We start from the raw sequence: 25,509 nt of genomic DNA, 5'->3' as shown, positions 1-25,509 counted from the left end.
GCCCGGCTCAGGCCGCGCGCGAGGCCCGCTTGCGGTCCACTTCGGCGCGCAGCTTCTTGCGCAGGCGGATCGCTTTCGGCGTGACCTCGACCAGCTCGTCGTCGTCGATGAACTCCAGCGCCTGCTCCAGCGACATCTTCAGCGGCGGGGTCAGCATCAGGTTGTCGTCCTTGCCGGCGGCGCGGAAGTTGGTGAGCTGCTTGGCGCGCAGGGCGTTGACGGTGAGGTCGTTGTCCTTGGCGTGGATGCCGATGATCTGGCCTTCGTAGATCTCCTCGCCCGGCTCGATCAGCAGCCGGCCGCGCTCCTGCAGCGCGAACTGGGCGTAGGCGGTCGAGGTGCCGGTGTCGTTGGAGATCAGCACGCCGTTCTGGCGCTGGCCGATCGCGCCCTCGGCCTTCGGGCCGTAGTGGTCGAACACGTGGAACAGCAGGCCGGTGCCGGCGGTGAGGGTGCGGAACTCGGTCTGGAAGCCGATCAGGCCGCGCGCGGGGATGATGAACTCCATGCGCACCCGGTCCTTGCCGTCGGGCTCCATGTTGCGCAGCTGCGCCTTGCGCTCGCCCAGGCGGCCCATCACGCCGCCCTGGTACTGCTCGTCCAGGTCCACCACGAGCTGCTCGTAGGGCTCCTGCGGCACGCCGTCGATCTCGCGCACGATCACTTCCGGACGCGACACCGCCAGCTCGTAGCCCTCGCGGCGCATGGTCTCGATCAGGATGGACAGGTGCAGCTCGCCGCGGCCGGAGACCTTGAACTTGTCGGCGTCGGCGGTGTCCTCGACCTTGAGCGCGACGTTGTGCTGGGTCTCGCGCAGCAGGCGGTCGCGCAGCTGGCGGCTGGTGAGGAACTTGCCGCCGCTGCGTTCCTTGTGGCCGGCGAAGGGCGAGTCGTTGACCTGGAAGGTCATCGAGATGGTCGGCTCGTCCACGGTCAGCACCGGCAGCGCCTCCGGCGCGCTCGGGTCGCACACGGTCTCGGAGATGCCCAGCCCCTCCACGCCGCTGATGGCGATGATGTCGCCGGCCTGCGCCTCCGGCACCTCGATCCGCTCCAGGCCCATGAAGCCCAGCACCTGCAGCACGCGGCCGCCGCGCGCCTTGCCCTCGCGGTCGAGCACCGTGACCGGCATGTTGGTGCGCACCTTGCCGCGCTGGATCCGGCCGACGCCGATGATGCCGACGTAGCTGTTGTAGTCGAGCGAGCTGATGCGCATCTGGAACGGGCCGTCCGGATCCACCGGCGGTGCCGGCACGTGCTGCACGATCGCCTCGAACAGCGCCGTCATGTCGCCGCCGCGCACGTCCTCGGTCAGGCCGGCGTAGCCCTGCAAGCCGGAGGCATACACCACCGGGAAGTCGAGCTGCTCGTCGGTGGCGCCGAGGCGGTCGAACAGGTCGAAGGTCTGGTCCAGCACCCAGCCCGGGCGCGCGCCGGGGCGGTCCACCTTGTTGATGACCACGATCGGCTTGAAGCCCATCGCGAACGCCTTCTGGGTGACGAACCGCGTCTGCGGCATCGGCCCGTCGAACGCGTCCACCAGGATCAGCACCGAGTCCACCATGGACAGCACGCGCTCGACCTCGCCGCCGAAATCGGCGTGGCCGGGGGTGTCCACGATGTTGATGCGCCAGGCCTCGCCGGTCTTCGGATCGGTCCAGCGGATCGCGGTGTTCTTGGAGAGGATGGTGATGCCGCGTTCCTTCTCCAGGTCGTTGCTGTCCATCACCCGCTCCGGCACCACCGCGCGCTCGCTGAGCGTGCCGGACTGCTTGAGCAGCTGGTCCACGAGGGTGGTCTTGCCATGGTCCACGTGGGCGACGATGGCGATGTTGCGCAGGCGTTCGATCGGCATGAGGGAGGCTCGCGCCGGAGCTGGCGCGGAAGGGCGGGGAAGGGAAGCCGGGTATTATAGCCGGCGCGCAGCCCTCTTCCCCGCTGAACGGAGCTCCCATGTCCCTCACCGCCCATTTCGACACCGACCGCGGCGCGATCCGCATCGAGCTGGCCGCCGACAAGGCCCCGCTCACCGTCGCCAATTTCGTCAACCTGGCCCGGCGCGGCTTCTACGACGGCCTGACCTTCCACCGCGTGATCGCCGATTTCATGATCCAGGGCGGCTGCCCCGAGGGCACCGGCCGCGGTGGCCCCGGCTACCGCTTCGAGGACGAGACCGGCAACGGCCTGCGCCACGAGCGCGGCGTGCTGTCCATGGCCAATGCCGGCCCGAACACCAACGGCAGCCAGTTCTTCATCACCCACGTCGCCTGCCCGTGGCTGGACGGCAAGCACACCGTGTTCGGCAAGGTGGTGCAAGGGCAGGACGTGGTGGACGCGATGCGCCAGGGCGACCGGATCCGCTCGGTGCGGATCGAGGGCGACGCCGAGGCGGCGCTCGCCGCCAGGGCCGACCGCGTGGCCGAGTGGAACCGGATCCTGGCCGCCTGAACGCGGCTAGTTGAAGCGCATCGTGTCCAGCATGTGGTTGACCGCGGCCACGTCGCGGTCGTGGTAGTGCTCCTGCGGCGCAAGCCACACCAGCACGGTCAGGCGGCCGTTGCGTTCGGCGACGGCCACCGTTCCGCGGTAGAGCAGCCCGCTCGGATTGGCCAGTTCGAGGTCGAAGCGCACGCCTTCGACGCTCCCGAACTGGTGCGGGCGGAGGTTGCTGGCGCGGATGCCGGTCCACTGCTGGTCGGCCAGGCCGTCGGTGACCAGCTTCTGCAGCTCGTCCAGGCGCATGCCGGGCCGGTACCACGGCCCGTCCGGGCGCGACTTGCGCTCGCGCCGGAGCTGGAACACGTGCTCGTTCGGCTTGATCCCGGAGAAGATCAGCAGCCGGTTGAGCATGACGCCGTCGATGGTCCACAGCTCGTTGCGGTGCGACTTGATCCGCGCCCAGTCCAGCGGCGTGTCGAGGGTCATGTCGAACACCTTGATCGTGCCCTTCGTCTGCAGCCGGCCGCCCGGGCTGGCGCAGGCGGCCAGCAGCGCGACCAGCAGCAGGAGGAGGACGTGCAGCGCGCGGACCTGTCCCTTGCGGAGCGTCATGGGGTCGTTTCCAGTTTCGTGATGTAGTGCCTGACCAGCGCCGCGTCCCCGGCGTCGGGCGCCGCCTCCAGGTACCGGCGCAACGCGGCCAGCGCGCTGGCCTGGTCACCCTGCTCGCGCAGCAGCATGCCCTGCTCGCGCCAGGCGGCGGCGGGCGGCTGCGGCAGCGACAATGCCTCGGCGTAGAGCGCGGCCGCCTTGGCCTTGTCGTCGCCGCGGTTGCGGCGGCGGTGGGCCTCGCCGAGGTAGAAGGTGTACAGCGCTTTGCTCTCGGGCGGCGCGTCCTGCCGCAGTTCGGTGAGGACCTGGAGGGTCGTGTCGTAGGTGCGGCGCGACAGCTCCGCCTCCAGCCACTTCTCCTGGAAAGGCCGCATCGCAGCGCGGAAGGTCTCGAGGTTGGTCGTCGCCGGCCCGGGCGCGAGGGTGGCGGCCGCGGCGCGGATGTCGGCGATGCGCTCCTCGCTTTGCGGATGGCTGGCGAACACCGCACGGTCCTTGTGCGTGCGGTCGGCCTTCTCCTCGCGCCGCAGGCGCTCCCACAGCCGGACCCCGGCCTGCGGGTCGTAGCCCTGCGCGGTGGCGGCCTCGAAACCGATCCGGTCGGCCTCGCGCTCGTTGTCGCGCGACTGTTTGAACAGCGAGGAGATGCCGCCGAGCATGGCGATGTTGCCGGCGATGGGCACGCCGGCGACGAACGTGATCAGGCCGAAGGTGTTGAGGAAGGCGGTCGTGCGCTTGGCCGAGTTCCAGCCTTCCAGCGAGTGCCGGGCCTTGTAGTGGGCGAATTCGTGGCCCATCACCACGGCGAGTTCGGCCTCGTCGCGCATGCGCAGGAGCGCTCCGGTGAACACCAGGGTGGCCCCGTTCGGGGCCATCGAGGCGTTGAACACCGGGATGTCCACGATGTAGACGCGCAGGTCGCGGCAGTACGGGCCGGCGACCTTGCACACCACGCCCTCGACATAGGCCTGCAGGGCCGGGTCACGCACCAGGTAGGGCGACTGCCGGATTTCCTTCTCGGCCTGGTCCATGGCGTACCAGAGCTCGGCCTCGGTGGAACCGGCCGCGGGACGCTCCCCGGGGCGCAGGTGGGCGACGGTTCCGGCGGATGCGATGCCGATGCCGGCGGTGGCCAGCATCACCGCAGCGATCGTGCGGAGGGGCAGGCGCGGGCGCATGGCTCAGAGCGGCAGCTTCTGCAGCATGTTCCTGACCGTCTGCTGCGCGCCCTGCTCGTCGCGCAGGTCGCCGGTCTGGCTGGCGAGCAGGTTGTACCAGACGACCTGGCCGGTGCGCAGGTCCACCAGCGTTGACACCCCGATCTGCGCGCCGCCGCCGATGTCGCCGCCTAACAGGAGGAAGCCGACGATGCGCAATGCCGCGCGCCCGCCGCTGGTGTAGCTGTCGCGGATGTAGGTGAACAGCGCGTAGTCGGCGCCGGTGGCCTCGCGCAGGGCCGACACGCCGGTGCCCAGGCTCCAGTCCATCCGCGCCCGGCCCTTCGCGTCGCGCTTGGTCGCCAGCACGCTGCCGGGCATCGAGTACTGGGTGATGCTCATCGCCACCGCCTCGTTGAGCCGGACGATCTGGCCGAGGCGGGAAGCGGGGTCGAGGTCGTCCGGGACGTCGAAGTCGGGCTTGAGCTCGACATTGCGCCCGGCGAGCTGGCGGCGGACCTGCGCCGGGAACAGTCGCCGCGCGGTGTCGGACCATTCCTTGCGTGGCTCCAGCAACCCGCCGGCGGTGACCAGGGAGAGCTCGATGTCCGGCTCGATCAGGACGATGCTGCCATCCACCTTGACCAGGTTGCCGTCGTTGTCGGTGGCGACCCTGGCGCGGGTGACCGCTGCCGCATCGAGACTGAGCAGGGCGGCGAGCAGGAGTGCGGCGAACGGCAGGATGGCCCGGAAGCCACCGTTACGGCGTGCGGTCATGGTGCTCCTTCCCCTGTGGATGTTTCCCCTCGCGGCGGCCGCCGCCCCCGCGCGACCACGCCGGCCCGCTGCGTCGGGCCGGCCGCGCCGGTACAATACACAGCCTCCCCACCAGGTCAATCTCCATGCCCCAGCTTGCCCGGCGCATCGGCCGCGCCAAGCCCAGCGCGATCATGCTCGTGGCCGAGAAGGCCAAGCGCCTGAAGGCCGAAGGCCGCGACATCATCAGCTTCTCGATCGGCGTTCCCAATTTCCTCCCCGGCGAACACGTGTACGCGGCCGCGCGCGAGGCGCTGGCCAGGGATTCCGGGCAGTACGGCAGCAACCGTGGCGCCGATGCACTGCTGGACGCCTTCCTCCGGCACATGGAAGGGATCGGCCTGACCGGCTACACCCGCGCCCACTGCGCCACCGGTGTCGGCGCCAAGCACGTGATCTACAACCTGGCCGAGGCCTTGCTGGACGAGGGCGACACGATCGCGTTCCCGACCCCGTACTGGACCAGCTACCTGGACATCGCCGAGATCGTCAACGCGAAGATCGAGCTGCTGCCGTGCCCGCCGGAGCAGGACTACAAGCTCACGCCGGCGCAGCTCGACGCCGCGCTGGCGAAGAAGCCCAAGGTGTTCCTGTTCAACAATCCTTCGAACCCGACCGGCATGGTCTATACGAAGGACGAGATCGCCGCGCTCGCCGAGGTGCTGGTGCGGCATCCGGACACCTGGATCATCACCGACGACATCTACAACCGGATGGTGTTCGACGGCGTCGGCTACCACAACTTCGTGCACGCGCGGCCGGAGCTGCGCGACCGGGTGATCTTCATCGATTCGCTGTCGAAGACCTACGGCATGCCGGGTTGGCGCGTGGGCTTCATGGCCGGCCCCGAGCAGGTGGCCCAGGCCGTGGTCACGATGAACTCGAACCACATCACCAACCTGCCCGAGATCACCACCGCCGCGGCGATCGCCGCGCTGACCGGGCCGCAGGACGTGCCGGTGCAGAAGTGCGCCGAGTTCCAGGCCAAGCGCGACCAGGTGCTGGCGGCGCTGGCGCAGATCCCGGGCCTGCGCTGCCCGCGGCCGCAGGGCGCGTTCTACGTGTTCCCCGACGTCAGCGCCTACTACGGCCGGACCCATGGCCCGACCGGGCTGAAGGTTGGCAACGACGTCGAACTGTGCAACGCGCTGCTCGAAGCCAAGGGCGTGGCCTGCGTGCCGGGCTCGGCCTTCGGCGAGCCGCGTGCCTTGCGCATCAGCTACACCTGCCCGACGCCGCAGCTGGCGCCGGGTCTGCAGCGGTTCCAGGAGTTCTTCGCCGAGTTGCAGTAACCACCCCGTCGCCCCGGCGGAAGCCGGGGCCCATCCCGCTTCCGGCGGCTGCATGGAATGCCATCCGGCGGCCATGCGGAAGGCAGGGTGGATCCCGACTCGCGCCGGGATGACGAAACCGTAGTCCCCGACATCCAGTTCATTGGAGTGCCCCCCATGAAGAAGCCCATCCGCGTCGCCGTCACCGGTGCCGCCGGCCAGATCGGTTACGCCCTGCTGTTCCGCATCGCTTCGGGCGAGATGCTCGGCAAGGACCAGCCGGTGATCCTGCAGCTGCTCGAACTGCCGCTGGAGAAGGCGCAGGCCGCGCTGCGCGGCGTGATGATGGAGCTGGAGGACTGCGCGTTCCCGCTGCTCGCCGGCATGGTCGGCACCGACGATCCGCGTGTGGCGTTCAAGGACGCCGACGTCGCCCTGCTGGTCGGCGCCAAGCCGCGCGGCCCGGGCATGGAGCGCAAGGACCTGCTGCTGGAGAACGCCAAGATCTTCATCGAGCAGGGCCGGGCGCTGAACGAGGTGGCCAGCCGCGACGTCAAGGTGCTGGTGGTCGGCAACCCGGCCAACACCAACGCCTACATCGCCATGAAGTCGGCGCCCGACCTGCCGGCGAAGAACTTCACCGCGATGCTGCGCCTCGATCACAACCGCGCGCTGAGCCAGCTTGCGGCCAAGGCCGGCGTGGCGGTCGGCGACATCGAGCGCCTGGTGGTGTGGGGCAACCATAGCCCGACCATGTACCCCGACTACCGCTTCGCCACCGCCGGCGGCAAGTCGCTGAAGGACATGATCAACGACCCGGAGTGGAACGCGAACGTGTTCATCCCGACCGTCGGCAAGCGCGGCGCCGCCATCATCGAGGCGCGCGGCCTGTCGTCCGCGGCTTCGGCGGCCAATGCGGCGATCGACCACGTGCGCGACTGGCTGCTGGGCTCGAACGGCAAGTGGGTGACCATGGGCGTGCCGTCCGACGGCAGCTACGGCATCCCGGAAGGCGTGATGTACGGCTTCCCGGTGACCACGCAGAATGGCGAGTACAGCATCGTGCGCGACCTGCCGATCGACGACTTCAGCCGCGAGCGCATGAACAAGACGCTTGCCGAGCTGGAAGAAGAACGCGCCGGTGTCGCTCACCTGCTGGGCTAAAGCGCCCCCGCCACGGGTTTCCGCGGATGGACACGGATGAGAAGACAATGATCCGTGTTCATCCGTGCCGCTCCGTGGCTTTCACTTGACGGGAGCCGAACCACGATGCCATCCCCCGGCGCACGATTCCGCCAGGCCCTGGCCGCCGAGCAGCCGCTGCAGGTGATCGGCGCGATCAACGCCAACCATGCCCTGCTGGCCAAACGCGCCGGCTACCGTGCGATCTACCTCTCCGGCGGCGGCGTCGCCGCCGGTTCGCTCGGCCTGCCCGACCTCGGCATCAACACGCTCGAGGACGTGCTGATCGACACCCGGCGCATCACCGACGTGTGCGACCTGCCGCTGCTGGTGGACATTGACACCGGCTTCGGCCCGAGCGCATTCAACATCGAGCGCACGGTGAAGTCGTTGATCAAGGCCGGCGCGGCGGCCTGCCACATCGAGGACCAGGTCGGCGCCAAGCGCTGCGGCCACCGCCCCGGCAAGGAGATCGTGCCGCTGGGCGAGATGGTGGACCGGGTGAAGGCCGCGGCCGACGCCAGGACCGATCCGGACTTCTTCCTGATCGCCCGCACCGACGCGATCGCGGTGGAGGGCGTGGACGCGGCGATCGAGCGCGCATTGGCGTGCGTGGAGGCCGGCGCCGACGGCATCTTCGCCGAGGCTGCCTACGACCTCGACACCTACCGCCGCTTCGTCGAGGCAGTGAAGGCGCCGGTGCTGGCCAACATCACCGAGTTCGGCAAGACGCCGCTGTTCACGCGCGAGGAGCTGGCCTCGGCGGGGGTGGCGATCCAGCTGTTCCCGCTGTCGGCGTTCCGCGCCATGAACAAGGCGGCCGAGGCCGTGTACGAGGCGATCCGCCGCGACGGCCACCAGCGCAACGTGGTGGACATGATGCAGACCCGCGAGGAGCTGTACGAGCGGATCGGCTACCACGAGTACGAGCGCAAGCTCGACACCCTTTTCGCGAAGAAGTGAGAGCAGGCAGATGACCGAGCAAGTCCTCCCGAAGGCCAAGAAGTCCGTCGCCCTGTCCGGCACCGCCGCGGGCAATACCGCGCTGTGCACCGTGGGCCGCAGCGGCAACGACCTGCATTACCGCGGCTACGACATCAAGGACCTGGCCACCCGGTCCACCTTCGAGGAGGTGGCGCACCTGCTGGTGCACGGGGTGCTGCCCACCACCTCGCAGCTGAAGGCCTACAAGGCCAAGCTCAAGCGCCTGCGCGGCCTGCCGGCGATCGTGCAGGAGGCGCTGGAGCTGGTGCCGGCCAATGCCCACCCGATGGACGTGCTGCGCACCGGCTGCTCGGTGCTCGGCACCGTGCTGCCCGAGCGCGAGGGGCACCCGGCCGCCGAGGCGCGCGACATCGCCGACCGCCTGATCGCCAGCTTCGGCTCGATGCTGCTGTACTGGTGGCACTTCACCCGCAACGGCCGCCGCATTGATGTCGAGACCGACGACGACAGCGTCGCCGCCCACTTCCTGCACCTGCTCCACGGCGAGCCGCCGTCGCAGTTGCACGCCGACTCGCTCGACAAGTCGCTGATCCTGTACGCCGAGCACGAGTTCAACGCCTCGACCTTCACCGCGCGCGTGATCGCCGGCACCGGCAGCGACCTGCATTCGTGCATCACCGGCGCGATCGGCGCGCTGCGCGGCCCGAAGCACGGCGGCGCCAACGAGGTGGCGATGGACATCATCGCCCGCTACCGCAGCGCCGACGAGGCCGAGGCCGACATCCGCGCGCGGGTGGAGCGCAAGGAGATCATCATCGGCTTCGGCCATCCGGTGTACACCGTGGGCGACCCGCGCAACCCGATCATCAAGGAGATCTCGCGCAGGCTCTGCGCGGAGGGCGGCAACCAGACCCTGTTCGACGTCAGCGAGCGGATCGAGACGCTGATGTGGGACCTGAAGAAGATGTTCCCGAACCTCGACTGGTACTCGGCGTCCGCCTACCACATGATGGGCATCCCGACGCCGATGTTCACCCCGCTGTTCGTGATCGCGCGCACCACCGGCTGGAGCGCGCACGTGATCGAGCAGCGCGAGGACGGCAAGATCATCCGCCCGAGCGCGAACTACGTCGGCCCGGAAGACCGCGAGTACGTGCCGATCGAGCGGCGCTGAGGCCTGGCGACTTCCCCGCGCATGCCGCCAGCGCCGGACGTGGAAGAGGCCGCGCAGCGATGCGCGGCCTCTTCGTTCATGCCCGCCGGGCAACGAAACTCAGGAACCGCGCGGCCGCAGGGCCTGGACCTTGTAGAAGGTGTGGTCGCCGATCACCGCCACCTGGTAGGCGTTGCGCCAGCTCGGGCTGGCGAGGGCGTGGGCGGCGAAATGGCTGGCGCCCGGCACCAGCTCCTTGCGCCGGCCGGGGGGCAGGGCCCAGTTGCGCTCGGCCTCCAGGGCCACGGTGACCGCCCGTGCCCAGGCCTCGGTGTTCCTCAGCCGGGTGTGGGGGGAGACGAGGGTCGGCGCGAACTGCTTGCGGGCGGTGACCACCTCGCACACGCTGTCGCCCCACAGGCCGCTGTCGCGACGGCGCAGGGCCACCTCGGCCACCGCCTGCTGGCCGCGCACCGACTGGTCGCGGGCCTCCAGGTACACGGTGGCGCTCAGGCACAGCGAATCGGCGGCGGGCTGCGGCAGGATCTGCGACAGCCAGAGGATCCAGGCCAGCTTCATGTCGTCGGACTCCTTGCTCCGTTGCGCCGGGCGGTGCCGCCCCCGCTCCATGGGAAGACGGGATCGGCGCCGGGGACCGGCATGGCGTCGTGAAAAGTCCGGCCAGGGATGGCCGGGCTCTTGCGAAGGATTCGCAATACGAAGGCGGCGGCTCTGCGGCTGCCTTTGCCCGGGCGCCGGCCGGGGAGGGGGCCGGCGCCGGTGCCCGCCTGAACGGCGGCGGGCCGGAAAGCGCGCGCACGGTAACGGCCGGAAACCGAACTCCGGCTGAACGCGGATCGGAACCCACTGATTTTCCGATGCTTTTGGCGGTGGCGGGGGCGCCTGTCGCGGCTCTGGCAAAATAGCGGGCTTCCCTCTCGCCCGCGAAGCCGCGCATGAGCCACTACGACCTCCGTTCCGCCGCCCGCCCCAATCCCGACCAGCCGATGGTCGCCGTCGCCGACTACGTCCTCGACTATCAGGTCGAGTCGAAGGAGGCGCTGGACACCGCGCGCTACATGCTGATGGACTCGCTGGCCTGCGCGATGCTGGCGATGAAGTTCCCCGAGTGCGTGCGGCACCTCGGCCCGATCGTGCCCGGCGCGATCCTGCCCGGCGGCGCGCTGGTGCCGGGCACCTCGTTCGAGCTCGACCCGGTCCAGGCCGCGTTCAACATCGGCACCCTGGTGCGCTGGCTCGACTTCAACGACACCTGGCTGGCGGCCGAGTGGGGCCACCCGTCGGACAACCTCGGCGCGATCCTGGCCGTGGCCGACTGGAAGAGCCGCCAGGCGGTGCGCGACGGCGACGAGCCGATGACCGTCGGCGAGGTGCTGAAGTGGGCGGTCAAGGCGCACGAGATCCAGGGCGTGTACGCCCTGCAGAACGCCTTCAACCGGGTCGGCCTGGACCACGTGATCCTGGTCCGCCTGGCCTCGACCGCGGTCTCGGCCGCGATGCTCGGCGGCACGAAGGATGAGGTGATCAACGCCGTCTCGCACAGCTGGATCGACAACGGCGTGCTGCGCACCTACCGCCACGCCCCGAACACCGGCCCGCGCAAGAGCTGGGCCGCGGGCGACGCCTGCCGCCGCGCCGTGATCCACGCCCTGAACGCGGTGCAGAAGAAGGAGATCGGTTACCCGAGCGCGCTGACCGCCAAGACCTGGGGCTTCTACGACGTCGCCTTCAAGGGCCAGGAGTTCCGCTTCGAGCGCCCGTTCGGCACGTACGTGATGGAGAACGTGCTGTTCAAGATCAGCTTCCCGGCCGAGTTCCACGCCCAGACCGCGGTCGAGTGCGCGATGCAGCTGCATCCGCAAGTCAAGGACCGCCTGGACGAGATCGAGCGGGTCGAGATCGAGACCCAGGAGGCCGGCGTGCGCATCATCGACAAGACCGGCCCGCTGGCGAACTACGCCGACCGCGACCACTGCCTCCAGTACATGGTCGCCGTGCCGCTGATCTTCGGCCGCCTCACCGCCGAGGACTACACCGACGCCGTCGCCGCCGACCCGCGCATCGACGCCCTGCGCGAGAAGATGACGGTGCGCGAGAACCCGCAGTTCACCAAGGACTACTTCGACCCGGACAAGCGCTACATCGGCAACTCGGTGCAGGTGTTCTTCAAGGACGGCACCGCCACCGACAAGGTGTCCATCGACTACCCGATCGGCCACCGCCGCCGCCGCGCCGAGGGCATCCCGGTGTTGATGGCCAAGTTCGAGGCCGCCATCCGCGCCCACCTGTCCAGGGCCCAGGCCGACCGCCTGATGGAGCTGGCCGGTGATCCGGCCGAGCTGGAGGCGATGTCCATCTCGGATTACCTGAACCTCTACCGGGTCTGATATCCGGACTGAAGTCGGAGCGAACCTGAATGGGTCGCCCGCCGCGCGGGTGGCCGGCGGCCCATCTGTTATGTTAGCGTTAACGCGGCTTTCACGCGGCCGCACCTAGGGTGCCCGAGATGGCGTGCTGACGGCCGTCCAATCGATTCGCGCTGTACCGGTTTCTTAATACCCTGATCAAGGAGTTGAGCATGAAAAAGAAACTTCTCAGCGTCGCGCTGCTCGGCGGTCTGTTCGCCGCGCAGGCCGCTACGGCCCAGGACTTCGACGACCGCTGGTACGTGACTGGCTCGGCGGGTTTCAACATCCAGGACTCTGAACGCGGAACCCGCAATGCTCCGTTCTTAGGCTTGGGCCTGGGCAAGTTCGTCAGCCCGAACTGGTCGCTCGACGCCGAGCTGAATTACCAGAACCCCAAGTTCGAGGCCAACCGCAATCTGCTCTGGAGCCAGTACGGCATCTCCTTCGACTTGCGCCGCCACTTCAACGCGGGCGGGGACAACTGGCATCCGTACCTCCTGATGGGCTTGGGCTACCAGCGCTCGGAGGAGGAGTATGTGATTCCGAGCCCGAACTCGCCTGCCCAGCGTAAGAACGGCAACCTGGCGGCCAAGGTGGGCGTGGGCATGCAGGGCGACATGGGTCGCGTGGGCCTGCGCACCGAGCTCGCCTATCGCGCCGACTTCGACGACCAGAGTGTGAGCGCGCGCAACCAGGACTGGTTCGCCGACCTGCTCGCCTCGGTGGGCGTGGTCATCCCGCTCGGCCCCGAGCCGACCGCCCCGGTCGCGCCGGCCCCGGTCGCGCCGAGCTGCGCCGACCTGGACGACGACCGCGACGGCGTGAACAACTGCGACGACAAGTGCCCGGGCTCGCAGCCGGGTCAGACCATCGGTCCGGACGGCTGCCCGGTGCCGGTGTCCATCGACCTCAAGGGCGTGAACTTCGACTTCGACAAGTCCGAGCTGCGTCCGGACGCGATCGCGATCCTGAACGAGGCGATCGAGATCCTGAAGCGGTATCCGGACCTGCGCGTCGAGGTCGCGGGCCACACCGATGAGTGCGGCAGCGACGAGTACAACCAGGGCCTGTCCGAGCGCCGCGCCCGCGCGGTGTACGACTACCTGACCAGCAACGGCATCGACGCCGCGCGTCTGGCGGGTCCGAACGGCTACGGCGAGAGCCGTCCGCTCGAGTCGCTGGGCGATGCGTTCCCCGGCTGCAAGAGCGAAACCAACCGTCGCACCGAGCTGAACGCGCAGAACTGATCTGCCGATCGCATGGAGCGGTAGCGGTATCGAAGAAGCCCGGCCTGGCCGGGCTTCTTCCTTTTGGGGCGCATGCGGCGTGCCGGCATGACCTGACGGCAACCCGAATGAACGGGGTCGCAGTGGTTGACTGCTGTCTTGGCCAAGCGATAGAAACCCGGTGCCTGAGCCACCCCATCCCGGAAAGGGGAGCGCCGATTTTTCCGTGACCGAAAGGAGCCGTCCCATGAAACATGTCGCTCGTCGCTTCCGCACTGTCGCCGCCTTGGCCGCCCTGGCCGTCGCCGTGCCGTTGTACGCCGCCGACGGTCAGAAGGGTGGTGCCACCGCCGACGCCACGGCCGGGAATGTCTCCGCACAGCCGCAATCGGAGCAGCAACCGCAGCCGCAAGCAGGTCGCCTCGTGATCAAGACGAAATCCACGCCCCGGGACAGGCAGCAGCAAAGCATCCAGCCGCTGCGCCCGAAGTGCCCGCGCGGGACGCATCCGGTCTCTTACGGTCCGCACAGCACGGACTACAAGTGCGTGCGCAAGCCCGAGCCTGAGAACTGAACAAACCTCGCTCCGTCGAGGGCGGTGGCTGAGCGGTACGAACGCGGCGCCGGCAGAAGCCGTCGCCCAAGCCGCGGGAGACGCTGGGCGCGCCGCCCCGACGGGGGTGGCGTCCTGCTGAATTCGGAGCGAGAGCCTGCCTGCCGTCACAATTCGGCCGCGGGAGAGCGTGTTCGTTGTGCCGCTCCGGGACGTGGCCTACACTGCGGCGAGTTCGTGCGGGAGGTGGGGCATGCATCGCGTGCTGATCGGGGTGTCGCTGTGGGGGCTGGTCGCGGCCGCGCAGGCCCAGAGTCCGGCCGATTGCGCCGCACTCGCCGCGCCGCCGGCGTTGCCGGTGCGGCCGACGGTGCTGCCGCCGGTGGCGCCCGAACTGGTGACCCCGATCCATCAGCTCGGGGCACCGAGCGGGGTGCTGGCCCAGGCCCTGGACGAGGCGCAGTCGGTGGACCAGGTGCTGCTGCGCCTGAAGATCGAGCAGTGCCGCAACGTCGCCAGCGTGCAGCCGGCGCCTTCGCCGGCCGCCGACGTCATTGACCCGGCCACCTACAAGCCGCGCACGCAGTTCGACAACACGCCCTGGCGCTTCAACATGCACCAGAACGGCAAGCGCATGACCGCCGACGAGTTCGACGCCTGGATGAAGGCGCGCGGAGTGCGCGTGGCCCGCGGTGCGGCATCGGCGGCGGCACCGGCGGAGGGCCAGGCCGCGCCGACGCCTGCGCCGCAGGCGCCGGGCGACGAGAAGCGCTGAGCCGGCACCCCCGTTTCGACGGCCGCGGCCACCGCGGCCGTCCGCGCATGAGGCAGCAGCGTCCGCCCCGCCATGGCCTGGCCCGCGTGCTGTCGCGGCACGGCGTGTGCTCGCGCAGTGAGGCCGCGCGCCGGATCCGCGACGGACGGGTGCGGGTGGATGGCCGCATCGTGCGCGATCCGGAACACCCGATCGCTCCGGGCCGGCACTGCATCACGCTCGACGGCGCGCCGCTCGATGCCGCGCCGCGGCTGTACCTCGCCTTGAACAAGCCCCGCGGCCTGGTCACCACGGCGCGCGACGAGCAGGGGCGGGCGACGGTCTATCGCTGCTTCGACGGCGCCGGGCTGCCGTGGCTGGCGCCGGTGGGACGGCTGGACAAGGCCAGCGAGGGGCTGCTGCTGTTCAGCAACGACCCCGTGTGGGCTGCGGCGATCACCGACCCGGCGCGCGGGCCCGACAAGACCTACCACGTGCAGGTGGACACGATACCGGACGCGGCGCTGCTGGCCCGGCTCGAAACCGGCGTGGCCTGCGACGGCGAGCACCTGGCGGCGAAATCGGCGCGCCTGCTGCGCGCGGGCGAGCGGAACGCCTGGCTCGAACTGGTGCTGGACGAAGGCCGCAACCGGCACATCCGGCGCCTGCTCGCGGCCTGCGGGGTGGAAGTGCTGCGGCTGGTGCGGGTGGCGATCGGCCCGGTCGTGCTCGGCGATGTGGCCAAGGGCGCCTGGCGGCACCTCGCGCCCGCCGAGGTGCGGGCATTGGCGCCGATGCTCAGCCCGTCTTCAGCACGCCCAGCTCGCGGCCGATGCGGGTGAAGGCGTCCACCGCGCGGTCGAGGTGCTCGCGGGTGTGCGCCGCGCTCATCTGGGTGCGGATGCGCGCCTGGCCCTTGGGCACCACCGGGAAGAAGAAGCCGATCGCGTAGATGCCTTCCTCGAGCAGGCGTTCGGCGAAGCGCTGCGCCAGCGGCGCGTCGTACAGCATCACCGGGCAGATCGGGTGCGTGCCGGGCTTGAGGTCGAAGCCGGCGTCGGTCATGCGCTCGCGGAAGTAGCGGGTGTTCTCGGCCAGCCGCTGGCGCAGCTCGCCGGCCGCGTCCAGCATCTCGAACGCCTTGATGCCGGCGGCCACCACGTGCGGCGGCAGCGAGTTGGAGAACAGGTACGGGCGCGAGCGCTGGCGCAGCAGCTCGATCACTTCCTTCCTGGCGGTGGTGAAGCCGCCGAGCGCGCCGCCCATCGCCTTGCCCAGCGTGCCGGTGAAGATGTCGATCCGGTCCATCACGCCCTTGACCTCGGCCGAGCCGCGGCCGGTCGGGCCGAGGAAGCCGGTGGCGTGGCATTCGTCGATGTGCACGAGCGCGTCGTACTTCCGGGCCAGCGCGGTGATCTCGTCGAGCGGGGCGATGAAGCCGTCCATCGAGAACACGCCGTCGGTGGTGATCAGGATCGTGCGCGCGCCGTCGGCCTTCGCCTGCTGCAGCTGGCGCTCGAGATCGGCCATGTCGCAGTTGGCGTAGCGGTAGCGTTTGGCCTTGCACAGGCGGATGCCGTCAATGATCGAGGCATGGTTGAGCGCGTCGGAGACGATCGCGTCGTTCTCGTCCAGCAGCGGCTCGAACAGGCCGCCGTTGGCGTCGAAGCAGGCCGCGTACAGGATCGTGTCCTCGGTGCCGAAGAAGTCGGCGATCGTCTTTTCCAACTGCTTGTGCAGGTCCTGCGTGCCGCAGATGAAGCGCACGCTGGCCATGCCGAAGCCGTGTGTGTCCAGCGCCTGCTTGGCCGCGGCGATGATGTCCGGATGGTCGGCCAGGCCGAGGTAGTTGTTGGCGCAGAAGTTCAGCACCGTGCGGCCGTCGGCGAGCGTGATCTCCGCCGACTGCGGCGAGGTGATGATGCGCTCGGACTTGTACAGGCCCTGGGCGCGGATCTCGTCGAGGGTGTCGGCGTAACGCCGGGTGAGGGTGGGCCGGGCGGAGGCCGGGGCGCTGGACATGGCGGGATCCTGTGGGGAACTGCGCGAGGACCGGCATTCTAGCGGCTCGCGGCCGCCGGCCACGGGCGCTAGCATGCGCCATGGCCGACGCTCCGCGCCCCGGACTCCCGCTCTGGCCGCTGCCGCTGCTGTGCGCGCTGCTGCCGTTCCTGGCCGCGCACCTGGCCTGGTGGCTGTCGGTCAGCGATGGCCTGATCCCCGACTGCAATCCCTACACGCAGGGCTGTGTTTCGATCAGTCGCGCCGCGCGCCACGGCCTGGGCAACGACCTGTTCCGCATGGTCATGCTGCCCTGCGCCGCGCTGCAGGTGCTGTGCTGGCTGGCGGTGGCGCAGTGGCTGCGGGGCACGGCGCGCGGCCCGGCGCGGCTGCTGCCGTGGCTGGGGCTGGTGGCCGGCGCGTTCCTGGCCCTGTACGCCACGTTCCTGGGCAGCGAGGGCGAGATCTACGCGGTGCTGCGCCGCTACGGCGTCAAGCTCTACTTCGGTGGCACCTACCTGGCGCTGCTGGCGACGCTGGCCGCGCTGTCGCGTCCGCCGCGGCCGCCGGCCTATCGTCCGCTGCTGATCGTCGCCGCCGGGTTCATGGCGCTGGGGCTGGCCAGCATCGCGCGCGAGTACTTCGTGCTCGACGAGCAGGCCAACGACCGCTGGGGCAACGTGCTCGAGTGGCACCTCGGCCTGTGGCTGACCGCGATGTTCGCGGTGCTGGCCGCGCGCTGGCGGCGCGACGGGCTGCGGGTGCGGGTGGCCTGAGGCGGCCGCCCGCTCAGTTCCAGCTCAGCACGACCTTGCCGGCCCTGCCCGATTCCATCAGATCGAAGCCCTTCTGGAACTCCTCGATCGGGAGCTGGTGGGTGAGCACCTTGTGCAGCGGGAAGCCGCCGAGCACCAGCTGGGTCATCTTGTACCAGGTCTCGTACATCCGCCGGCCGTAGATGCCGTGCAGGGTCAGGCCCTTGAAGATGATCCGGTCCCAGTCGCAGCCCGCGCCCTTGGGCAGGATGCCGAGCAGGGCGATCTTGCCGCCGTGGTACATGCAGTCGAGCATGTCGTTGAACGCGCGCGGATTGCCGCTCATCTCCAGGCCCACGTCGAAGCCTTCCATGTGCAGGTCGGCCATCACCTCCTTGAGCGAGGTGTTGGCGACGTTGACCACGCGCGTGGCGCCCATGTCGGCGGCGAGCTTGAGGCGGTAGTCGTTGACGTCGGTGACCACCACGTTGCGTGCGCCGATGTGCTTGCAGATGCCGGCGGCGATGATGCCGATCGGGCCGGCGCCGGTGATCAGCACGTCCTCGCCGACCACGTCGAACTCGAGCGCGCAGTGCGCGGCGTTGCCGAACGGGTCGAAGAACGCGGCCAGCTCGCTCGGGATCTGGTCCGGGATCGGCCACAGGTTGCTGGCCGGCATGACGATGTACTCGGCGAACGCGCCGTCGCGGTTGACGCCGATGCCCACCGTGTTCGGGCACAGGTGCTGGCGCCCGCCGCGGCAGTTGCGGCAGTGGCCGCAGACGATGTGGCCTTCGGCGCTGACTCGCTGGCCCACGCGGTAACCGGTCACGCCCGGGCCGAGTTCGGCGATGCGGCCGACGAACTCGTGCCCGATCACCAGCCCCGGCCGGATCGTGCGCTGGCTCCACTCGTCCCACAGGTAGATGTGCAGGTCGGTGCCGCAGATCGCGGTCTTCTCGAGCCGGATCAGCACCTCGTTCGGGCCCGGCACGGGCACCGGCACCTGTTCCATCCAGATGCCCTTGGCGGCCTCGCGCTTGACCAGCGCGCGCATGGTGGCGGGGAAGGGGGACTGCGACATGGGGCAGGGCCGGCGGCGCCGCCATTGCGCGGCGAGGGCGCGGATTATACGCGCCGTGCCGCGACGGCCCCGCGTCGCCCGTGCCTTCGGTCATGCCCGACGCGGCGCACGGGGCGGGCTAAACTCCGGGATCCTTTCACCCGGGGAATCCGTCCGTGCGTCCGACCCGTCTCGCCCTTGCCCTCGCCCTCGCCGCCTCCGGCCTCGTCCAGGCCGTCCATGCCGGCGAAGGCATGTGGGTGCCGCAGCAACTGCCGGAGATCGCCGGCCCGCTGAAACAGGCCGGCCTGAAGCTCGACCCGGCCCAGCTCGCCGACCTCACCGGCGATCCGATGGGCGCGGTGGTCTCGCTCGGCGGCTGCACCGCGAGCTTCGTCTCGCCGCAGGGGCTGGTGGTGACCAACCACCACTGCGCCTACGGCGCGATCCAGCTCAACTCCACGCCCGAGAAGAACCTGATGAAGGACGGGTTCGTCGCCGCCGGCACCGCCGAGGAGCTGTCGGCCGGGCCGAACGCGCGCATCTACGTGCTCGAGTCCATCCGCGACGTGACCGCGCAGATGCAGGCCGCGATCGCCGCCGCCGACGGCCCGCTGGCGCGTACGCGCGCGGCCGACGCGATGGAGAAGACGCTGGTCGCCGAGTGCGAGGCCGAGCCCGGCTACCGCTGCCGCGTGGCCAGCTTCATGGGCGGCGCCGCCTACCGCCTGTTCCGCAACCTCGAGATCAAGGACGTGCGCCTGGTCTACGCGCCGCAGGGCAGCGTGGGCAATTACGGCGGCGAGGTGGACAACTGGATGTGGCCGCGCCACACCGGCGACTTCGCCTTCTACCGCGCCTACGTCGGCAAGGACGGCAAGCCCGCGGCGTACTCGCCCGACAACGTGCCGTACCAGCCCCGGCGCTGGCTGAAGCTCGCCGACCGGCCGCTGGGCGCGGGCGACTTCGTGATGGTCGCGGGCTACCCCGGCCGCACCAACCGCTATGCCCTGCTCGACGAGTTCCGGGACACCGCGGAGTGGACCTATCCGGTGGTCGGCGGCCACTACAAGCGCCTGGTGGCGCTGGTGGAGGCCGAAGGCAAGCGCAACCCCGAGATCGCGGTGAAGTACGCGAACACGGTGCGCAGCTGGCAGAACGCGATGAAGAACTATGACGGCCAGCTCGACGGCTTCAAGCGCATCGGCGCGGCTGCGGCCAAGCAGGCCGAGGAACAGGCCGTGCTGGCCTGGCTGCGCGGCCAGGGCGCGAAGGGCCGGGCCGCGCTGCAGGCGCACCGGACGTTGGTGGCGCTGGCGGCGCAGGCGCGGGCCACGCGCGAGCGCGACCTGGTGTTCGGCCAGTTGCGCAGCAGCGGCGTGCTCGGCGCGGCCGCCTCGCTGTACCGGTTGGCGATCGAGAAGCAGAAGCCCGACGTCGAGCGCGAGCTGGGGTACCAGGAGCGCGACCTGCCTTCGATCGAGGGCGCGCTGAAGCAGATGGACCGCCGCTGGCACCCGGAGATGGACCGCAAGCTGGTCGAGTACTGGCTGCGCGAGTACCTCAAGCTGCCGGCGGCGCAGCGCGTGGCGGCGGTGGACGCCTGGCTCGGCGGCAACGACGAGGCGGCGGTGCAGCGCGCGCTCGACACGCTCGCCGGCAGCAGGCTCGGCAACCTCGAGGCGCGCATGCAGTGGTTCGCCGCCGACCGCGCCGCGTTCGAGGCCAGCGACGATCCGGCGATCCGGTTCGCGGTGGCGGTGATGCCGACCGTGCTCAAGCTCGAGGAGGAGGCCAAGATCCGCACCGGCGAGGCGCTGGTGGCGCGGCCGCGGTACCTGCAGGCGGTGGCCGATTACAAGAAGAGCCGCGGCCAGTTCGTGTATCCGGACGCCAACTCGACCCTGCGCATCACCTTCGGCAACGTGATGGGCTACACCAAGGCCGACGGCAGCGTGCAGACCGAATTCACCCGGCTCGAGGAAGTGGCGGCCAAGGCCACCGGCGAGGAGCCGTTCGACGCGCCGAAGGTGCAGCTGGAGGCGATCGCTGCGAAGCGCTACGCCGGCCTCGACGATCCGCGTCTGGGCACGGTGCCGGTCAACTTCCTGTCCGACCTGGACATCACCGGCGGCAACTCCGGTTCGCCGGTGCTCGATGCGTACGGGCGGCTGGTCGGGCTGGCGTTCGACGGCAACTGGGAGTCGGTGAGCTCGAACTGGGTGTTCGATCCGACCATGACGCGCATGATCGCGGTGGACCAGCGCTACATGCGCTGGATCATGCAGGAGGTGATGCCGGCGCCGGCGCTGCTGGCGGAGATGGGTGTGCCGTCGGCGGGGCAGGGGGTGCAGGCGGCGGAATGAGATGCCACCCGGGCCGGTGGCCGGCCCGATCCGACGCGAGGGGGCCCGTCTTCGGACGGGCACTTTCGTTTTGGCCGGTCGCGACAGGGCCGGACTCTGTTACGCTGGGCCGGTCGCGGATTCCCATGCCAGCCGGCCCCGTCTCCCGACACGTGAGTGGTTCCGCGCCCGGGCCCGTCCCGCGGCGCTCCAGCGGCTTTCACGCAGTGCCGGCCCGCAGGTTTCCGCGCTCCCTTCCCTCACCGGAGCCTGCGAAACATGAAGATCCTGGCCTGCGACGGCATCCATGAAGACGGCCTGACCCTGCTGCGCGAAGCGGGCTGGCAGGTCGAGACCTCCGACCCGATCAAGGACCCCGCCCGGCTCGCCGCCGCGCTCGCGGACGTGGACGTGCTGATCGTGCGCTCGGCCACCCAGGTACCCGCCGAGGCGATCGCCGCCGCGCCGCGGCTGAAGGTGATCGGCCGCGCCGGCGCCGGCGTGGACACCATTGACGTGGACGCCGCCACCGCGCGCGGCATCGCGGTGATGAATGCGCCCGACGGCAACACCCTGGCCGCGGCCGAGCACGCGCTGTCGCTGCTGTTCGCCCTGGCCCGCCACATCCCGCGCGCCGACGCCGGGATGAAGGCCGGCGAGTGGCCGAAGGCGGGGCTGACCGGCTTCGAGCTGGAGGGCAAGACCCTCGGCGTGATCGGCCTGGGGAGGATCGGCAGCACCGTCGCGCGCAAGGCCCAGGGCATCGGCATGGAGGTGATCGCGCACGACCCGTTCCTGCCGCCGGCGGCGGCGGGCAAGGGCAGCGTGCCGCTGAAATCCCTCGACGAGCTGCTCGCCAGCGCCGACATCGTGACCCTGCACGTGCCGCGCACGAAGGAGACCACCCACCTGCTGTCGGAGGCGCGCCTGCGTTCGATGAAGCGCGGTGCGTGGCTGATCAACGCCGCGCGCGGCGGCCTGGTGGACGAGGCTGCGCTGCTGCGCCTGCTCGACGAAGGCCACCTCGCCGGCGCCGCGCTCGACACCTTCGCCACCGAACCGCTGCCCGCCGATTCGCCGCTGCGCCGGCACCCGCGCCTGATCCTGACCCCGCACCTGGGCGCTTCCACCAGCGAGGCGCAGCAGGCGGTCAGCACCATCCTCGCGCGCCAGATCGTGGACTTCCTGCAGACCGGCGCGGTCGCCGGCTGCGTCAACCTGCCGCCGCTGTCGGCCGAGGCCGCACGCGAGGTCGGGCCGTGGATGCCGCTGATGTCGGCGCTCGGCCGCCTGGCCGCGAAGCTGGTGCCGGCGCCGACCGGCCTGCACGTCACCTACGCCGGCCGCACCGAGGCGCTGGACACCCGTCCGCTCACCCGCCTGCTCGTGGCCGCGCTGCTCGGCGAGCATTCCGGCCGGGTCACGCCGGTGAACGCGCTGCACGAGGCCGCTGCGCGCGGGCTCACCGTGTCGGAGACGGTGGGCGGCGATGGCGACGGCTTCGACCGCCTGGTGCGGATCCAGGTCGCGGACGGGCAGCGCACCCGCGAGATCGAGGCGACCTTGCACCGCGGCCCGCGCGTGGTGCGCCTGGACGGGGTGGAGATCGAGTTCGACCCGCAGGCGCACGTGCTGCTGATGCGCAACGAGGACCGCCCGGGCATGGTCGGCGTGGTCGGCAGCACGCTCGGTGCGGCCGGGATCAACATCGTCAACTTCGCCCTCGGCGCGGCCGGCGACGGCTACGCGCGCGCCGCGATCACGGTGGACCGCCCCCTCGACGAAGCCCAACTCGCGCAGTTGCGCGCGACGCCGGGAATCCTCTCGCTGCAACAGGTGTGACGATGAAGATCCTGCTTGCCCGCCACGGCGAAACCCCGTGGAACGCCGAAGGCCGCTACCAGGGCCAGACCGACATCCCGCTCTCGCCGCTGGGCGAGGCGCAGGCGCGCGCGCTCGGCGTGCGCCTGCACGAGGTCGCCATCGCCCGTGCCGTGTCCTCGCCGCTGCAGCGCGCGCGCCGCACCGCGGAGCTGGCGCTGGGCGATGCGCGCGCGGCGATGCTGCGCACCGACGAGGGGTTGATGGAGATCGCCCACGGCGCCTGGGAAGGGCTGCTCGCCGGCGAGATCCGCGAACGCGACGGCGAACGCCTGCACGCCTGGCGCCATACCCCGCACGAGGTGCTGATGCCGCAGGGCGAATCGCTGCAGCACGTGCTCGACCGCGCCTGGCCGGCGCTGGTGCGCGCCTGCGCGGGCCTGGGCGAGGACGACACCCTGCTCATCGTCGCCCACGATGCGGTCAACCGCGTCCTGCTGTGCCGCGTGCTCGGCCTGCCGCTGGCGCGGCTGTGGAGCTTCCGCCAGGCGCCGACCACGCTGAACCTGCTCGAGGGCCCCGATGTCGAACGCCTGGAAGTGGTGCGCCTGAACGACTGCAGCCATGACACCCCGTTGTTCGGCGAGGCCGTGCACCGCGCGTTGTGACGCGGCCCGTCCCTACAATGCCGCCCATGTCCCGTTCCCTCGCCGACTGGCTCGCCTGGATCGAGCGCCAGCACCCGAAGGCCATCGCGCTCGGCCTCGAGCGCGTGCGCGAGGTCGCGGCGCGGATGGGGCTGCGGCGCCCGGCGCGCAAGGTGATCACCGTCGGCGGCACCAACGGCAAGGGCTCGACGGTGGCTTTCATCGAGGCGATCGCGCGCGCGGCGGGGTGGAAGGTCGGCGCCTACACCTCGCCGCACCTGTTGCGCTACAACGAGCGGGTGCGCGTGGACGGCGTGGAGGCCACCGACGAGGCGCTGGCGGCGGCGTTCGCGGCGGTGGAGGCCGCGCGCGCGGACACGCCGCTGACCTATTTCGAGTACGGCACGCTCGCCGCGCTGTGGCTGTTCCAGCGCGCCGGGCTCGACCTGGCGGTGCTGGAGGTGGGCCTGGGCGGGCGCCTGGATGCGGTGAACCTGGTGGATCCCGACGTCGCGGTGATCACGACCGTGGACCTGGACCACCAGGACTGGCTGGGCCCGGACCGGGAAACGATCGGACAGGAGAAGGCCGGCATCGCGCGGCCGTGGAAACCGCTGGTGCTGGGCGAGGACGACCCGCCGGCGAGCGTGCTGCGCCATGCCTATGCGATCGGCGCCTCGGCGGTGCGCGCGCGCTGCGACTTCTTCTTCGAACCGGTGGATGCGCAGCACTGGCGCTGGCGCGAGGTGGGGTTCTCGGTCGAGCTGCCGATGCCGCGCCTGGCCGCGCCGGTGCAGCTGCGCAACGCCGCCACCGCGATCGCGGCCCTGCGCGCGCTCGGACGGCCGCTGCCGAAGGCGGCGCTGGCCGAGGGCGTGGCCGCGGCGATGGTGCCGGGGCGGTTGCAGCGGATCGAGCGCGACGGCGTGGCCTGGCTGCTCGACGTCGGCCACAACCCGCAGGCGGCGCGCGCCCTGGCGGACTGGCTGCGTGCCAGCCCGCATGCGGGCCGCACCTGGGCGGTGTACGCGGCGCTGGCGGACAAGGACGCGGCGGGCGTGGTGGCCGAGCTGGCGCACGAGGTGGACGCCTGGTGCATCGCCGGCCTGGAGCAGGCCGGGCCGCGCGGCGAGCCGGTGGACGCCTTCGCCGAGCGCCTGGCCGGCACCGCCGCGGCCACCGCCGTCCGCTGCGACACCGTGGCCGAGGCGCTCGCCGCGGTCCGGGCCGAGGCGCGCGCCGGCGACCGGGTGCTGGTGTTCGGTTCCTTCCACACCGTCGCCGCGGCGCAGGCGGTGCTCGGTTCATGGGCGGCGCGGGAGCGGCGGGTATAATTCCGCGGCTGTCCTGACGCCGGTCCTCCGCCGGCCGCGCCGAGCTCCCGAATGGAACCTGCCCTGAAACAGCGCCTGGTCGGCGCCGCCGTGCTGGTCGCGCTGGCGGTGATCTTCCTGCCGATGCTGGTGCAGGGGCCCGCGCCGGAGAGCGGCGTGTCGGACGTGCCGCTGGAGATGCCGGCCGCGCCGGAGGGCGATTACGAGACCCGCGACCTGCCGCTGACGGCGCCCGCGCCGGCCGCCGCGGAAGGCGTGATCGGCCTGGACGCGAGCACGCCCGCGGCAGCGGGCGAGGCTGCGCCCGCGGCGTCCCAACCCGCATCCGAACCCGAGCCCGCGCCGCAGCCGGACGCGGCCGCGCCGGCCGCGGCGCAGGACAAGCTGCCCGCGCCGACCGCCGGCGGCGACTACGCGGTGAACTTCGGCAGCTACGCCAGCGTCGCCGCCGCCGACCGGCAGGTGGCCGCGCTGCGCGCCGCCCGTATGCCGGCCTGGCGCGAGGCGGTGCAGGCGGAGGGCAAGACGCTGCAGCGCGTGCGCATCGGCCCGTTCGCCACCCACGCCGAGGCCGAGGCCGCCCGCCTGCGCGCGCAGCAGGTGCGCGGCGACGTGGACGCCCGGGTGGTGACTCTGGATGCGGCCGAGCCGGCCCCGGCGCCGTCGCAGCCGCCGGCGCCGACCGCCGCGGCCAAGCCGGCCACCCCGCCGATGCCGGCGCCCAAGCCGCCCGCCGCGAGCGAGGTGGGCTTCGCCGTGCAGCTCGGCGCCTTCAGCAAGCCCGCCGAGGCCGTTGCGCTGCGCGACCGTGCGCGCGCCGCCGGCTTCAGCGCCTTCACCGAGCAGGTGAGCACCGACAAGGGCACGCTGACCCGCGTGCGCGTCGGGCCCGTGCTCGCGCGCGCCGAGGCCGAGCAGCTGCGCGCGCAGGTGAAGGCGCGGCTCGGCATCGACGGCCTGGTCCGTCCGCACCCCTGATTTCGCATCACAGCGGCCCGGCCGCGGA

At 70.9% G+C, this 25,509-nt stretch carries 23 protein-coding genes; 16 read left to right on the top strand and 7 right to left on the bottom strand.

All coding sequences use genetic code 11. The features are described 5' to 3' along the window. Positions 1-7: 7 nt before the first annotated feature. Positions 8-1,855 (bottom strand): translational GTPase TypA, encoded by a 1,848-nt coding sequence (typA, locus tag FPV26_RS02630; RefSeq protein ID WP_147652162.1) that lies wholly within the window; start codon positions 1,853-1,855, stop codon positions 8-10. A gap of 98 nt (positions 1,856-1,953) precedes the next feature. Here typA and FPV26_RS02625 point away from each other — a divergent pair, with 98 nt between their 5' ends. Further along, on the top strand, positions 1,954-2,448 hold the full coding sequence (locus FPV26_RS02625) for a peptidylprolyl isomerase (RefSeq protein ID WP_147652161.1): 495 nt from the start codon (positions 1,954-1,956) through the stop codon (positions 2,446-2,448). Positions 2,449-2,454: 6 nt separating this feature from the next. On the opposite strand, the gene FPV26_RS02620 is transcribed toward FPV26_RS02625, so the two are convergent. Genes FPV26_RS02620 through FPV26_RS02610 form a run of 3 tightly spaced genes read right to left on the bottom strand, consistent with a single transcriptional unit; the run spans position 2,455 to position 4,985 of the window. Then, a complete protein-coding gene (locus tag FPV26_RS02620) occupies positions 2,455-3,051 on the bottom strand; it encodes a hypothetical protein (RefSeq protein WP_147652160.1) in 597 nt (198 codons plus the stop codon). Next, the gene (locus tag FPV26_RS02615) at positions 3,048-4,229 is read right to left on the bottom strand and encodes a M48 family metallopeptidase (RefSeq protein WP_147652159.1); all 1,182 of its coding nucleotides are present in this window, start codon (positions 4,227-4,229) and stop codon (positions 3,048-3,050) included. The genes FPV26_RS02620 and FPV26_RS02615 overlap by 4 nt, the downstream gene beginning before the upstream one ends. A gap of 3 nt (positions 4,230-4,232) precedes the next feature. After that, positions 4,233-4,985, bottom strand: a complete 753-nt coding sequence (locus tag FPV26_RS02610) for a hypothetical protein (protein WP_147652158.1) — start codon at positions 4,983-4,985, stop codon at positions 4,233-4,235. A 125-nt stretch (positions 4,986-5,110) separates the two neighbouring features. Here FPV26_RS02610 and FPV26_RS02605 point away from each other — a divergent pair, with 125 nt between their 5' ends. From FPV26_RS02605 to prpC, 4 genes are all read left to right on the top strand, one after another. Then, positions 5,111-6,316 carry an aminotransferase class I/II-fold pyridoxal phosphate-dependent enzyme gene (locus FPV26_RS02605; protein ID WP_147652157.1) on the top strand — a complete coding sequence of 402 codons (1,206 nt, stop codon included), beginning with the start codon at positions 5,111-5,113 and terminating at the stop codon, positions 6,314-6,316. A 156-nt stretch (positions 6,317-6,472) separates the two neighbouring features. After that, on the top strand, positions 6,473-7,459 hold the full coding sequence (locus FPV26_RS02600) for a malate dehydrogenase (RefSeq protein ID WP_147652156.1): 987 nt from the start codon (positions 6,473-6,475) through the stop codon (positions 7,457-7,459). 105 nt (positions 7,460-7,564) lie between these two features. Beyond that, entirely contained in the window at positions 7,565-8,440 is an 876-nt protein-coding gene (prpB, locus tag FPV26_RS02595) for a methylisocitrate lyase (RefSeq protein ID WP_147652155.1), read from the top strand. A gap of 10 nt (positions 8,441-8,450) precedes the next feature. Then, entirely contained in the window at positions 8,451-9,596 is a 1,146-nt protein-coding gene (gene prpC, locus FPV26_RS02590; protein ID WP_147652154.1) for a bifunctional 2-methylcitrate synthase/citrate synthase, read from the top strand. Positions 9,597-9,695: 99 nt separating this feature from the next. On the opposite strand, the gene FPV26_RS02585 is transcribed toward prpC, so the two are convergent. Continuing rightward, positions 9,696-10,154, bottom strand: a complete 459-nt coding sequence (locus FPV26_RS02585) for a cell wall hydrolase (protein WP_147652153.1) — start codon at positions 10,152-10,154, stop codon at positions 9,696-9,698. A gap of 377 nt (positions 10,155-10,531) precedes the next feature. Between FPV26_RS02585 and FPV26_RS02580 the strand changes: the two genes are divergently transcribed. The 5 genes from FPV26_RS02580 to FPV26_RS02560 all read left to right on the top strand — a co-directional run bounded on the left by FPV26_RS02580 (position 10,532) and on the right by FPV26_RS02560 (position 15,379). After that, positions 10,532-11,983: a bifunctional 2-methylcitrate dehydratase/aconitate hydratase gene (locus tag FPV26_RS02580; protein ID WP_147652152.1), complete on the top strand. Its 1,452-nt coding sequence runs from the start codon at positions 10,532-10,534 to the stop codon at positions 11,981-11,983. A gap of 191 nt (positions 11,984-12,174) precedes the next feature. Further along, on the top strand, positions 12,175-13,251 hold the full coding sequence (locus FPV26_RS02575; protein WP_147652151.1) for an OmpA family protein: 1,077 nt from the start codon (positions 12,175-12,177) through the stop codon (positions 13,249-13,251). A gap of 226 nt (positions 13,252-13,477) precedes the next feature. Next, on the top strand, positions 13,478-13,804 hold the full coding sequence (locus FPV26_RS02570) for a hypothetical protein (RefSeq protein WP_220429065.1): 327 nt from the start codon (positions 13,478-13,480) through the stop codon (positions 13,802-13,804). Positions 13,805-14,036: 232 nt separating this feature from the next. Continuing rightward, entirely contained in the window at positions 14,037-14,558 is a 522-nt protein-coding gene (locus FPV26_RS02565; protein WP_246109184.1) for a hypothetical protein, read from the top strand. Between the two features lie 47 nt (positions 14,559-14,605). Continuing rightward, a complete protein-coding gene (locus tag FPV26_RS02560) occupies positions 14,606-15,379 on the top strand; it encodes a pseudouridine synthase (protein ID WP_147652150.1) in 774 nt (257 codons plus the stop codon). Here FPV26_RS02560 and kbl read toward each other — a convergent pair. Then, positions 15,336-16,559: a glycine C-acetyltransferase gene (gene kbl, locus FPV26_RS02555; RefSeq protein ID WP_147652149.1), complete on the bottom strand. Its 1,224-nt coding sequence runs from the start codon at positions 16,557-16,559 to the stop codon at positions 15,336-15,338. The genes FPV26_RS02560 and kbl overlap by 44 nt on opposite strands. Before the next feature lie 80 nt (positions 16,560-16,639). Here kbl and FPV26_RS02550 point away from each other — a divergent pair, with 80 nt between their 5' ends. Next, positions 16,640-17,314 carry a hypothetical protein gene (locus FPV26_RS02550; RefSeq protein ID WP_147652148.1) on the top strand — a complete coding sequence of 225 codons (675 nt, stop codon included), beginning with the start codon at positions 16,640-16,642 and terminating at the stop codon, positions 17,312-17,314. A 13-nt stretch (positions 17,315-17,327) separates the two neighbouring features. Here the strand turns inward: FPV26_RS02550 and tdh are convergent, their stop codons facing one another. Then, positions 17,328-18,350 (bottom strand): L-threonine 3-dehydrogenase, encoded by a 1,023-nt coding sequence (tdh, locus tag FPV26_RS02545; protein WP_147652300.1) that lies wholly within the window; start codon positions 18,348-18,350, stop codon positions 17,328-17,330. A 260-nt stretch (positions 18,351-18,610) separates the two neighbouring features. On the opposite strand from tdh, the gene FPV26_RS02540 reads away from it, so the two are divergent. The 5 genes from FPV26_RS02540 (at position 18,611) to FPV26_RS02520 (ending at position 25,481) form a co-directional block, all read left to right on the top strand. Continuing rightward, positions 18,611-20,722, top strand: a complete 2,112-nt coding sequence (locus tag FPV26_RS02540) for a S46 family peptidase (RefSeq protein ID WP_147652299.1) — start codon at positions 18,611-18,613, stop codon at positions 20,720-20,722. A gap of 258 nt (positions 20,723-20,980) precedes the next feature. Further along, positions 20,981-22,543 carry a phosphoglycerate dehydrogenase gene (gene serA / locus FPV26_RS02535; RefSeq protein WP_147652147.1) on the top strand — a complete coding sequence of 521 codons (1,563 nt, stop codon included), beginning with the start codon at positions 20,981-20,983 and terminating at the stop codon, positions 22,541-22,543. Positions 22,544-22,545: 2 nt separating this feature from the next. Further along, positions 22,546-23,190: a histidine phosphatase family protein gene (locus FPV26_RS02530; protein ID WP_147652146.1), complete on the top strand. Its 645-nt coding sequence runs from the start codon at positions 22,546-22,548 to the stop codon at positions 23,188-23,190. A 17-nt stretch (positions 23,191-23,207) separates the two neighbouring features. Then, on the top strand, positions 23,208-24,503 hold the full coding sequence (gene folC, locus FPV26_RS02525; protein ID WP_425473035.1) for a bifunctional tetrahydrofolate synthase/dihydrofolate synthase: 1,296 nt from the start codon (positions 23,208-23,210) through the stop codon (positions 24,501-24,503). Between the two features lie 51 nt (positions 24,504-24,554). Continuing rightward, positions 24,555-25,481, top strand: coding sequence for an SPOR domain-containing protein (locus FPV26_RS02520; protein WP_147652144.1), 927 nt, complete (start codon positions 24,555-24,557; stop codon positions 25,479-25,481). Positions 25,482-25,509 lie beyond the last annotated feature (28 nt).

This window comes from Vulcaniibacterium gelatinicum, assembly GCF_008033445.1.
In the GTDB taxonomy this organism is placed as follows: domain Bacteria; phylum Pseudomonadota; class Gammaproteobacteria; order Xanthomonadales; family Xanthomonadaceae; genus Vulcaniibacterium_B; species Vulcaniibacterium_B gelatinicum.
The sequence above is the reverse complement of the archived record's forward strand: the minus strand, read 5'-3'. Positions and strand labels throughout refer to the sequence as shown.